This is a genomic window from Pontibacter rugosus (assembly GCF_042678745.1).
GTDB lineage: Bacteria > Bacteroidota > Bacteroidia > Cytophagales > Hymenobacteraceae > Pontibacter > Pontibacter rugosus.
In genome coordinates this window covers 1-11,922 of the sequence record NZ_JBHTLD010000165.1, presented here as the reverse complement: position 1 = coordinate 11,922, position 11,922 = coordinate 1, and the positions used below count along the sequence as shown (strand labels likewise).

Annotated in this window: 11 protein-coding genes; 8 read left to right on the top strand and 3 right to left on the bottom strand. The window is 44.5% G+C overall.

Annotation, left to right across the window (positions count from 1 at the left end):
- The 5 genes from ACFQ2O_RS15870 to ACFQ2O_RS15850 form a co-directional block, all read left to right on the top strand.
- Window positions 1–674 (top strand): DUF4290 domain-containing protein (locus ACFQ2O_RS15870; RefSeq protein WP_377529816.1); only part of this gene is annotated, 674 nt, incomplete at its 5' end.
- Between the two features lie 3 nt (window positions 675–677).
- On the top strand, window positions 678–1,982 hold the full coding sequence (murA, locus tag ACFQ2O_RS15865) for a UDP-N-acetylglucosamine 1-carboxyvinyltransferase (RefSeq protein ID WP_377529812.1): 1,305 nt from the start codon (window positions 678–680) through the stop codon (window positions 1,980–1,982).
- Between the two features lie 561 nt (window positions 1,983–2,543).
- The gene (locus tag ACFQ2O_RS15860; protein ID WP_377529807.1) at window positions 2,544–3,380 is read left to right on the top strand and encodes a DUF2268 domain-containing putative Zn-dependent protease; all 837 of its coding nucleotides are present in this window, start codon (window positions 2,544–2,546) and stop codon (window positions 3,378–3,380) included.
- An 88-nt stretch (window positions 3,381–3,468) separates the two neighbouring features.
- A complete protein-coding gene (locus ACFQ2O_RS15855) occupies window positions 3,469–4,059 on the top strand; it encodes a hypothetical protein (protein WP_377529803.1) in 591 nt (196 codons plus the stop codon).
- A 143-nt stretch (window positions 4,060–4,202) separates the two neighbouring features.
- The gene (locus tag ACFQ2O_RS15850) at window positions 4,203–4,604 is read left to right on the top strand and encodes a hypothetical protein (RefSeq protein ID WP_377529798.1); all 402 of its coding nucleotides are present in this window, start codon (window positions 4,203–4,205) and stop codon (window positions 4,602–4,604) included.
- Between the two features lie 69 nt (window positions 4,605–4,673).
- Here ACFQ2O_RS15850 and ACFQ2O_RS15845 read toward each other — a convergent pair whose 3' ends face one another.
- Entirely contained in the window at window positions 4,674–5,876 is a 1,203-nt protein-coding gene (locus ACFQ2O_RS15845; protein WP_377529794.1) for a THUMP domain-containing class I SAM-dependent RNA methyltransferase, read from the bottom strand.
- A 275-nt stretch (window positions 5,877–6,151) separates the two neighbouring features.
- On the opposite strand from ACFQ2O_RS15845, the gene ACFQ2O_RS15840 reads away from it, so the two are divergent.
- The 3 genes from ACFQ2O_RS15840 to ACFQ2O_RS15830 all read left to right on the top strand — a co-directional run bounded on the left by ACFQ2O_RS15840 (window position 6,152) and on the right by ACFQ2O_RS15830 (window position 9,695).
- The gene (locus ACFQ2O_RS15840) at window positions 6,152–7,900 is read left to right on the top strand and encodes a sodium:solute symporter family protein (protein WP_377529790.1); all 1,749 of its coding nucleotides are present in this window, start codon (window positions 6,152–6,154) and stop codon (window positions 7,898–7,900) included.
- A 171-nt stretch (window positions 7,901–8,071) separates the two neighbouring features.
- On the top strand, window positions 8,072–9,088 hold the full coding sequence (gene murB / locus ACFQ2O_RS15835) for a UDP-N-acetylmuramate dehydrogenase (RefSeq protein ID WP_377529786.1): 1,017 nt from the start codon (window positions 8,072–8,074) through the stop codon (window positions 9,086–9,088).
- A gap of 91 nt (window positions 9,089–9,179) precedes the next feature.
- On the top strand, window positions 9,180–9,695 hold the full coding sequence (locus ACFQ2O_RS15830) for a hypothetical protein (protein WP_377529783.1): 516 nt from the start codon (window positions 9,180–9,182) through the stop codon (window positions 9,693–9,695).
- A gap of 50 nt (window positions 9,696–9,745) precedes the next feature.
- On the opposite strand, the gene ACFQ2O_RS15825 is transcribed toward ACFQ2O_RS15830, so the two are convergent.
- Both ACFQ2O_RS15825 and ACFQ2O_RS15820 read right to left on the bottom strand, forming a co-directional pair.
- Entirely contained in the window at window positions 9,746–10,654 is a 909-nt protein-coding gene (locus ACFQ2O_RS15825; RefSeq protein ID WP_377529779.1) for a YihY/virulence factor BrkB family protein, read from the bottom strand.
- Between the two features lie 416 nt (window positions 10,655–11,070).
- Entirely contained in the window at window positions 11,071–11,781 is a 711-nt protein-coding gene (locus ACFQ2O_RS15820; RefSeq protein ID WP_377529775.1) for a class I SAM-dependent methyltransferase, read from the bottom strand.
- Window positions 11,782–11,922: the final 141 nt, after the last annotated feature.

Here is an 11,922-nt window from a genome sequence, read left to right as displayed (position 1 = left end):
ATAAAGATATAATGGAAGCTAGTACCTCTTTTAAACAAGACCTCTTACTGCGTGAATACGGCCGCAACGTGCAGGACCTGGTAAACTATATTACCAAACTCGAAGACCGTAGCGAGCGTACCCGCCAATCGCAGTTGCTCATAAACCTGATGGCGAAGCTTAACCCACAGCTTCGCGATACGCAAGATTACCAGCAGAAACTGTGGAACCACCTTTTTGTGATGTCTGGTTCTACCCTGGATGTGGATGCACCTTACCCGCTGAACGCGATGGAGTACCTGAATGATAAGCCACAGAAGATGGAGTATCCGCTGGACACCCCGAAGTATAAGCACTACGGCAAAAACGTAGAACTGCTGGTACAGCGCGGCATGGAAGCAGAAGATGAGAAAGAACGCGAGGCTGCCATTATTTCTATCGGTAAACTCATGAAGACCCTTTACCGCTCTTACAATAAAGAAAACATCACAGATGATGTGATATTGGGTGACATTCGCGAAATATCGAATGGTAAACTGGATATGGACCTGAGCTACATTGAAAGCAACAACCTGTTTGAATCAAACATCAAGCAGCAGGACAACAACAGCTACCAGCAGCGTTCGCAAAACCAGAGCAACAACAACGCCCGCAACAAAAAGAGTAACCGATCCTCCAATCCTAGAAACAAGTAATACATGGCTTCTTTTGAAGTAATAGGCGGCAATAAACTAAAAGGCGACATCCAACCGCAGGGTGCTAAAAACGAGGCGCTTCAGATATTGTGTGCTGTTCTGCTTACTGCTGAACCTGTCACTATCTCGAATGTACCAGACATCAGAGATGTAAATAAACTGATTGAACTGATAAAGGATATGGGTGTGAAAGTAGAGCGCATTGCTCCTGACACCTATACGTTTACAGCTGACAACGTAAACCTCGAATACCTCGAGACAGAACAGTTTGTGGAGCAGGGCCGTGCCATTCGTGGATCGGTTATGATTGTGGGGCCGCTGTTAGCCCGCTTCGGAAAGGCAAAGATGCCTAAGCCGGGTGGAGACAAAATCGGTCGCCGCCGCCTGGATACCCACTTTGTAGGTCTGGAGAAATTAGGCGCCCGGTTCAACTACGACACCCCGGATATTTTTTACAGTGCCACCGCAGATCGCTTGAAAGGTGCTTACATGCTGCTGGACGAAGCGTCTGTAACAGGTACGGCTAACGTAGTGATGGCAGGCGTACTGGCTGAAGGTATCACAACTATTTACAATGCTGCCTGCGAACCTTACGTGCAGCAGTTGTGCCGTATGCTTAATCGCATGGGTGCCAAGATAAGCGGCATTGGCTCTAATTTGATAGTCATTGAGGGTGTAGAAAAGTTAGGTGGAACCGAGCACCGTATGCTGCCTGACATGATCGAGATTGGCTCTTTTATAGGTATGGCCGCTATGACAGGGTCAGAAATCACCATCAAGAACTGCCAGATACCTGAACTTGGCCTGATTCCAGAAACATTTCAGCGCCTGGGTATTAAAATGGAGTTCAGAGGCGATGATATCTTTATCCCTGAGCAGGACCACTACGAGGTGGATACATACATTGATGGCAGCATTTTGAATATCTCCGACCATACTTGGCCAGGCTTAACTCCTGACTTGCTTAGTGTGGCACTGGTAACGGCTACGCAAGCAAAAGGCACTGTGCTGATACATCAGAAGATGTTTGAAAGCCGCCTGTTTTTCGTTGATAAACTAATAGATATGGGGGCGCAAATCATACTTTGCGATCCACACCGCGCTACAGTAATAGGTTTGAATAACCATCTTCCGCTGAGAGGCATTCGTATGACATCTCCGGATATTCGTGCAGGTGTAGCTTTGCTTATTGCGGCCTTGTCTGCTGAAGGTAAAAGTATTATCGACAACGTGGAGCAGATAGACCGTGGCTATCAAAATATTGATGGTCGTTTAAACGCAATTGGTGCCCAGATCAGAAGAATCTAAAATATAATTCAAGTATAAAACAGCAGCGGGAGCATCTGATATAGATGCTCCCGCTGCTGTTTTATATGGTACTCATGTAGCTATAACGGCTACTGTTTATTTTGTAGGTTTCGTACTTTTTTGTACCTTATATAGGTACTTTAGTAAAATAGAAAGTATGTATTCTTTTTCCGCAAGTATGGCTGCCAAATTTAATGGTGCCGATGATACTTGATGCTAAAGGTGGTGAATTACATACGGTACTAAATCCTTATTTAAGACTAAAACTCAGTGAAGCACTTTAGCGACTTTACCTCTCCCCTCGTCTACAGGCGCACATTAACAGAAATCAAACCACTATAGCAAATGAGAAGCTTTTTCTGTTTTTTAATTCTTGGCTTGCTCTTCGCACAAGTTTCTTGCACACAGCACAGCCAAAGTTCTAGTTCAAAGGCTATAGCCGAGCCTGACCTTTACACAAGTCTGGAACAGGTAAAGGATAGCGTTCAGATAGGTGATATTACTGTTTATAACTCTTTCAAGCATCAACTGCTGGCAAACAGAGGAGATTCTTATGACAGTGTGCTTATTATTGAAAAGGTTTACAAGAGACATCAAAAGCTGTGGGACGGGTGCTACGCCATGATATTTGGTGAGGAGAATGCAGAAAAATTCAATACCCAAAAGGGAATGGCAGACTGGAACAGGAAACTGTATCAGGAAAATAGAAATTTCATGGAGCTTCGGGTGCGTGAGCTTCTGCAACAAAACATTGATTCAGTTTTAGCTGAAAGTTTGAAGGGCTTCACAACAATAATTGATAAGCATAAACCCAAGGCTAAAATAAGCATTGTCTTTGCTCCCTTGCAAGGACTTTCGATCGGAGGATGTGACCAGTACATGTTTGCGCTTGACCTGATGGACACTGAGCATGACCTAAGTAGAGTAGTAACGGAGGGCTTGCCCCATGAAATTAACCACTTAGCATATGAGCCTACCCGAGTTAATGACCCTGACCGATACACAGCGCTGCTAAACACAATAGATGAAGGGCTTTCCTGCTACTATACTTATAAATATTTTGATGGTGAGCTTACCCGAAACAGAGCCGTAGAGAATATGACGGAAGATGAGTGGGCTTGGTATATGCAACACGAAAAGGAAATCTTTACGAAGGCTAAACCTTATCTTTTTGTTTCATCTGAAACCCAGACTCCCTACTCCTGCAGCTGTGGGATGCACAGAGGTGAAAAACTCTTTGAGGACGCACCTAAAACTATTTGCTATTGGCTTGGCTTCAGGATAATAGAGTTTTATGAGAAGAATAATGGAGCCGGCTCCTGGAAAGAAGTTTATGAGCTTCCAGTTCGTGATGTTCTGGTTAAAAGTGGTTATGAGGCGTACATCAACTCGCTATAGGAATGAACCTGATATCCCTACATATAACTAAAATGCGGCTATACCTCGATTTTCATAAGATGTAACTGTTAGTTAAGCATCACGAACTATGACAAAGGCACTCCTCATTCTCTTGATCTTATCTAGTTTAAATGCTTTTGGTCAGCCTCGGGGAACAGAAGATGAAGTTGAAAATGTGCTAAATGCTTTGATTGAGAAAGGCATTTTAAATAAGTCAATCTTTAACTTGGCACTACAAATTTCGCCCTATCATTTTGACGGAAATTACGCTACAGAACGCGTTTTCCCTAATGTGCCTTCTACAACAATCCTATGTGTAGCACCCATTACCTTCGACAGGTCCATCCATTCTGCTCTGAAGGAAATAGATAATGTGTATGATTCTACTTATTACCAACAGCAGATACAGGATTACCATCCAGTAAAATGGTCTGAACAAGAGTTAAGCCTTATAAGTAAGACCAAATTTATAAATTCAAGAATCAGCAAATTATTCTATAAGGAGATAGGGCGCATGACTTTCCCATTGTTTAGCAAGGATGGTAAAATAGCAGTCTTAACTTATGCCGCAGTAAATAGAAGCTCTGTTACCAAGAAGCGAGATACAGTTTACATTTTAAAGGAAGACCAGACTGGCTGGCAAATAGTAGAAGTGATTGCCTCAAAGAAAGCGTGGTAATACTTTCATAAACAAAAGAGTATAGTCACCATACTTTATTGCTTTAAACTTGCTAAACTTTTATCTTCGATAAACTTGCATCAAGCGCTTCATAAACTGGTTTATGAAAAGGTTAAGTGGCTATGTATTTAAAAACCTGATTCATGATGGACAACAACTTATTTTCAGCTGACAGCACTGTTGGAATAAAGCAGGAGGTGCTACAAAAAATAGAAGAGATTCTTTCTAAAGAAAATAAAAACAGCACAGGTACTTTGAATGATGGTACAAAAGCATCATTTGAAAGAAAGTTAAAAAGGGCATCTAACAGGTATAAGATTATGCGACCTCTTACAGTAGGTATGGGGGTTATTTTTACAGGTATGTGCCTCGCCCAAATTTTCGATATTAACTTCTTCTTTAGCTTATTTGATTGGCAGAAAGGTGCTCTGTTTTTCTTGTTGACCTTATCTCTGATAGTAAATGTTTATACTCTTAAGCAGCAGATAGAGCGCTACAAGCTATTGCTTTACCTGCTTAACTTAGCAGAAAGAATAGCGAAATAGCATTTAAAGCAAACAGCTGGCCCTCTGGTAGAAAGTCAGCTGCTTGTATTTACTGCTAAAGGTTAATGCTTATATTTCGCCCTCTGCCTCTGTCGTTTGCTCCTGCCCTCCTTTACGGCTGCCTCTGTATAGCTCATACTTCAGCAGGCGGCATTCAATTGAGCCATTGTATAAAGGTATACGGCGAGAAGTGCGCAACCCTACATTTTTGGCAGCCTCCAGATTACCAGTCAGTACAAAGGCATCAAAGCCCTGGTAATTATTTTTGAGCGTATCCCCAATATTCTTGTACAGCAGGTTGATATCGTCAGACAAAATCCGCTCATTGTAAGGTGGGTTCATCACGACCACCCCTTGCTCTGAAGGCGCTGTGGTTTGGAAGAAGTTAGCCTCTTCCACCTTTATGACTTGCTCAAGTCCTGCCTCTTCTATGTTAGCCAAAGCAGCTGCTACATAATCAGCATCAAGGTCAAAGCCTAGAATTTGAGCCTGCGGGGCATCTTTTGCCTTTGCTTCGGCTGTGGTCCAGATCATCTTTAACAGTGCCTCATTATAGTCTTTCCATTTTTCGAAACCGTAAGGGTCGCGGCGGTAAAGCCCGGGCGCAATATTCTGAGCCATCATGGCTGCCTCGATCAGAAATGTACCTGAACCGCACATCGGATCTATAAAGGTAGATTTTCTATCCCATCCAGAAAGGCCGATGATGCCAGCAGCAAGTACTTCGTTTAGCGGCGCTACGTTCGTCTGCAAGCGGTAGCCACGGCGGTGCAGCGAGTCTCCCGAAGAATCCAGCGATAGCGTGACCATGTTCTCGTGCATGTGCAGGTTCAGGCGGATGTCAGGACGTATGCGATCAACAGAAGGGCGCTCGCCTGTTTTGCTTCGGAACTGGTCTACAATAGCGTCTTTGGTAAGTTGAGACACATACAGCGAGTGTTCAAATGTAGAGTGGCTCACAACGGCATCTATGGCAAAAGTCATGTTCACATCCAGTATGTCAGACCAGTTAATTGTCTGAACCTGCTCATACAGGTTTTTCTCATCCCGAGCCTTAAACTGGTAGATCGGTTTCAGCACGCGGATAGCTGTGCGGCACCAAAGGTTCGCCTCGTACAGCTGCCGTTGGTTACCGGAACAGGTAACGGCGCGATTGCCTACTTTTATAAATTCCATATCCAGCGCACGAAGCTCTTCGGCCAGTACATCTTCTAAACCCGAAAGGGTAGTTACGGTTATGTTAAAATTCTCAGTCTGAGTTTTCTTCGCCATAGTATACTTTATAATACTACAAAGGTAGCAGTTTTTCTTTGGAGCAGGATAACCTCATACTTTTAAGCATTTTCTATCATACATAGAAGTGCTTCTTTAACTACAAGTGCCGGCCAAAGTTTAGCCTTTGTATTATAGCAGGATGCTTGTTGGTGGCAGATGCTATTACTTTTCGGAATAACTTTCAACTATATGCTGCTTTTCTTATTTTGTGCGGCTTTAGGTAGCTGCTTAACAATTATCAGCCCTGATTTCTCATTCTTTAAAAACTATACATGCATCTCGACCTGATCGACTGGATCGTAATTGGCGCATTCGGAATTCTGACCTTAGTCATCGGCCTAAGTTATACCGGCAAAGCTAGCGGAAGTATGGCCAACTTCTTTTTAGGTGGCCGCAACCTGACCTGGTGGGTAGCTGGTACCTCAATGGTAGCTACCACATTTGCGGCCGACACACCACTGGCAGTAACTGAGTTGGTAGCGCAAAGCGGTATTTCCGGTAACTGGCTTTGGTGGAACATGTTGTTGGGTGGCTTGCTCACCACGTTCTTCTTTGCCCGCCTCTGGCGGCGAGCCGGCATTATCACTGATTTAGAGTTCATAGAAATCCGTTACGCAGGTAAACCCGCTTCTTTTCTGAGGGGCTTCAGGGCTATCTACTTAGGAATTTTTATGAACAGCCTGATTATTGGTTGGGTAAATGTGGCGTTGATGTCCATTATAGAAGTGTTTTTTGAAGTGCCCAAAAGTGAGCAACTGGTATACGTGGCCATTGCCATGTTAATTGTGGTCGCTTATTCTTCTATGTCAGGTTTGATGGGTGTGGCTATTACAGACGTCATTCAGTTTTTTATTGCCATCATAGGCTGCGTGATTTTAGCCTATCTGGTAGTTAATTCTGAAGAAATTGGAGGCATATCCGGCTTGAAAGCTAAACTGCCGGCCTCTACCTTAGATTATTTCCCTAGAGTGGGTACTGGCTCTGAAATAGGCCAAACGCTTACGCTTTCGTTGGGAGCTTTTCTTGCCTTCACAACAGTACAATGGTGGGCCAGCTGGTATCCGGGCAACGAGCCAGGTGGCGGCGGTTATATTGCGCAGCGCATGATGAGCACCAAAAATGAGAAACACGCTTTATATGCTACCCTGTTTTTCCAGATCGGCCATTACTGCATTCGCCCCTGGCCATGGATTTTAGTGGCATTGTCTGCCTTAGTGCTGTACCCGAACCTGGCAGCAGGCGATGAGAAACTGGGCTTTGTGATGGCGATGAAGGATTTTCTGCCACCCGGCCTGAAAGGGCTCCTGCTGGTTGCTTTCTTTGCTGCTTATATGAGCACCATCTCTACACAATTAAACTGGGGAGCCAGCTATATTATCAACGACTTCTACGGTCGCTTTATTAAACCCAATGCAAGCCAGAAACAGCTGGTGTACGCATCTCGTATTACAACACTGCTCTTAATGCTCGTTTCGCTTGCCATCACGACGCAAATAACTTCGATTGCAGCTGTGTGGGCCTTTATTATGGAAACAGGAGCCGGTTTAGGCTTGGTGCTTATACTGAGGTGGTACTGGTGGCGTATTAATGCCTGGAGCGAAATAGCTGCTACCATTGCCCCATTTGTAGGATACGGAGTTGCCAAATTTATACTTGGCTGGGAGTTTCCCGATAGTTTTTTCCTGACTGTAGGCTTTACCACCATCGTCTGGATTATAGCTACCTATGCCACGCGACCTACGCCGGAAAGCAAGCTACAGGCTTTCTATGAAAGAATACAGCCTGATGGTGCGTGGGCACCTGTCCGAAAGTCGTTGGGCCTGCCTAAACCTAAAACCAAGGTATACCACCTGCTGGTTGCCTGGTTTTCTGCCGTGGTCATGGTCTACTCTACCCTCTTTCTCATCGGCGACCTTATTTTCCAGAACTATGGCCGCTTCTTCATTTTCCTGGCGACAGCCATACTTGGCTTGATCGTTATGGTGCTTATGTCGAAGCGGGTGAAGTTTTTTGAGGATTGATATTTCAGTACAGTATACCTGCGCTGGTTTACGAAGTATAAATCCCCATAAGTTGGGGATTTATACTTTAAAGCTGTCTCTGCTAATACGCCTTACCTCTTACCCAGAACTTATAGAATCAACTCGGAAGTCGGAGCCTAAACCTGTATCTTTGCATCAAATTTACCTTCTATGAAACTTGAGCACAACTTCCCACTAAAGCCTTACAATACATTTGGAATGGATGTAAAGGCCAAACTTTTTGCACGTTTTACTACAGTGCAGGAGTTACAGGAGCTGTTACAGATGCCTGAAGTGCAGCAGGAGCCGAAGCTCATACTTGGCGGTGGCAGCAATCTGTTGCTTACCCAAGACTACGAGGGCATAGTTTTACAGAATGCTATCAAAGGGATAGAAGTAGTACAGGAAACAGAGCAGCATATCCTTGTGAAGGCTGGCGGTGCCGAAGTATGGCATGAGTTTGTACTTTATACTTTGCAGCAAAATCTGGGAGGTGTAGAAAACCTTTCGCTGATACCTGGCAGTGTTGGTGCAGCGCCGCTTCAGAACATCGGAGCCTATGGTGTAGAACTCAAGGACGTGTTTCATGAGCTGGAGGCTGTGCAGATAGAAAGTGGTGAACTACACACGTTCGACAGTGACGCCTGCAAATTCGGCTACCGCGAGAGCGTATTTAAGAATGAGCTGAAAGGGCAGTACATTGTCACCCACGTTACATTTAGGTTGCACAAGGAGCATAAGCTTAACACCAGCTATGGCGCCATACAAACAACATTGGAAGAGATGCAGGTGCAGCAACCAAGTATAAAAGATGTCAGCGCCGCTGTCTGCCACATTCGCCAAAGCAAACTTCCTAACCCGAAGGAAATCGGCAACGCAGGCAGTTTCTTCAAAAATCCTGAAATACCTTTGGCACAGTACCAGGCATTGCAACAGCAGTTCCCGGAAATTCCCTCTTACCCTGTATCAGACACCCACGTAAAAGTACCTGCAGGCTGGCTGATAGAGCAGTGTGGCTGGAAAGGGAAAGTGATCCAGAACTATGGCGTGCATAAAAACCAGGCGCTGGTGCTGGTAAATTATGGTGGTGCCAGTGGCGAACATATCAGGCAATTGGCTTATGATATTATTGGCTCAGTTGAAGATAAATTCGGCATCAGCCTAAGCCCGGAAGTAAACATCATCTAGTTATAGTTCTTGACTTGCAAATTTTGCCGGCTCCGGGCTAAACTATTTGAAAAAATTTGCGCTATACCTTCTGTACCTTAACTAGAAGAATATGCGCATCAAAAATTTTATCTACTATTTCTTACTGCTTCTCTCTGTAAGCACCCTTGTATCCTGCAGTGATGATGACGATGAAGAGCCTACACCGGAGCCTACTAAAACAGAACTTCTTGTTGATAGCCAGTGGAAAGGTGACAGAGTGTTCATCAATAAAATCAACTTAAAAGATTTTCCGGGTGTTGGTAGTAACGCCCAAACATTCGAGTCTTTACGCCTGAACTTTCAGGAAGATAAAACCTTTATAGCAACCTTCAATTATGATGGCCAGGAACGGAATCTTGAAGGTACCTGGGAATTCAATGCAGATCAGACGAAGCTAACGATGGGAGCTTTCGGAGAGGTAGATGTAGACAGGTTAACTGCTGACAACTTTGATGTCTCTACAACCATTAATACGAACAATGCCGCTGCTATAGCGGGCGTATTTGGAGTTGATGCTTCTGTTATTCTAGCGTATCTAAGAGCCGGCGCACTCGATACAGAAATGCGTTTTGTAAAAGCAAATTAAGAACTTTTCAAGCAGGTTTCTGTAGAATACCGCTACAGGAACCTGCTTTTTTACCCTTCCTTCTCAATTTCTTTCGTTTCTACTTTCACCGCATTATCCTGTGGTTTAATCCCTTTGTCGTGCTCCCGTGAGTATACCTGCGTAAACTCTGCTCCAAGCAAAAAGATAATAGAGGCATAATACACCCATACCAATATCAGAACCAGAGAACCAGCAGCGCCATAGGTATCGGCTAGCGGGTCGTGCTGAAAGTATATGTTTAGTATATACTTGCCCAGCACAAAAAGCAAAGCTGTTACCGTAGCTCCCACCCATACGTTAGGCCATTTTATTTTTGCATCGGGCAATACCTTAAAAATAGAAGCAAAAATCAGGATACTGGTTAAAATAGAGATGATGATGTTACCAGCAGTTATAAAGTAGACGGCTATACCAGAAAACTCCTGCCGGATATAGTCGTTCACCAGCCCCATAACCACATCGATAGAGAGGGACACAAGCAGCAGAAACCCCAGACTGATAATCATTGCCAGGGAAAGAACCCTGTCAACAATGAGCTTGAGCCAACCACGCTCCGGCTTTGCCTTTACCTCCCACATGGCATTTAAAGAGTCTTGCAATGCCACAAACACGGTGGTAGCAGTAAAAACCATTGTGGCTATACCTACAACAGTGCCAATGGTAGAAGAAGAAGACTGGCTAGCATTTTGCACTATATTTTGAATCTGCTCTGCACTGTTACGCCCCACAATGCCCCCTATCTGATTTGCAAGTTCGCCCCTGACTGCCTCCTCGCCAAAAAACACCCCCGCGATGCGTATGGTAATGATAAGCACTGCCGGCATCGAGAAAATAGTATAAAAGCCGATAATGGCTGCATAATCTAAGGGTTTATCATCAGCGAATTCTTTAAAGGTGCGTTTGGTGAGGGTCCAGGTAAGTTTTATCTTTTCTTTCATGTGCCTTTCTAACAGAATTTTCAGCAGCCTGCATGGCTTCCTGATTTTCCCTTACTACTACGGCACTTTTAAAAACACGATACGAATGGAGACATCTAAAGTATAACACCCGCTCACTTCTCCCAACAGCGTTAGGTATAGCGGTGGGTCTTGAACAGCATCAGCAGGATATGCGCTTGTGAGAAGCAGTAAAGACCGCCTGTTAGCTGCTCGGTTCTGTGTTAGTGAATTAAATCAAGGCCTTGGTGCACACGCATGAGTACTATCAAACCTACTAGCGCCACAGACGCTGCTTCAAAGGAATGCTCCCACTAAATTCATGGTGCCACAGCAACACCAACTTTTAACGCTTGTGCAGCTAAGGCACTCTTCTGCTCCAGTTACTTCGGGTAGCTACTGTATGTTATACTTGCCCCCTAAGAATTTAGCTCTAGTCTGGCCAGGTAATTTCCATTTTCCCCCTCATAAAGCACTTCCAAAGTATAACCAAACCGGTTTGCGTAATCTTCCAGAAGTGAGGCATCGATAAATAACCAGTCAAACCAGCCACTCTCCTGCTCTTTATACTTCATATTATACTTTATCTCGCCATAGTAGCCAGCGTTCAGATCAAGCAATACTGATCCGTCTTCCTCTTCATACATATAAAGTATATCTGCCGACTCAAGTAAAATCTGCCCTCCCGGCTTCAGCAGCTTTTTAGCGTGCTCCAGAAAACGCTCCAGCCCCAGCAGAGATCCGGCAATACCTATGCCATTCATCATCAAGAGCAGCGTATCATAGGTAGCCGCTTCCAAGTCATAAACATCTTTATGCAGCACCTGTTGCACGCCCTGCTGTTTCATCACCTCCACTGCCCTCGCTGAAAAATCCAGGGCTGTAGCAGCTACACCTCGCTGCTGTAACACCAGCGTATGTGCCCCAACACCAGCTCCAACGTCTAACACCTGACCACGGCACTCTTCCAGCGCAATCAACTCAAGCTCTGGCATTTCATTTTCACTGCGAAACAGGTACACAGCAGGAATTACATCATCCTCTGCCAAATTGCTTTCTACAGTAATTTCTACATCATGGGCACCAGCTAAATAAGCCTGTGCAGCTGCACCAATAGGGTCGTTGTTCATAAAATTATCAGGAATTTTGCGCAATTTCGTCACTATTGCGTTCTGGAAAAAGAGATATTAGCGGCTAAGCCTACGGGAGCAACGCAGATTATACTTGCCGCATATAAAATAAACCTGCTTCTTTTTTAAATTCAGCAATAC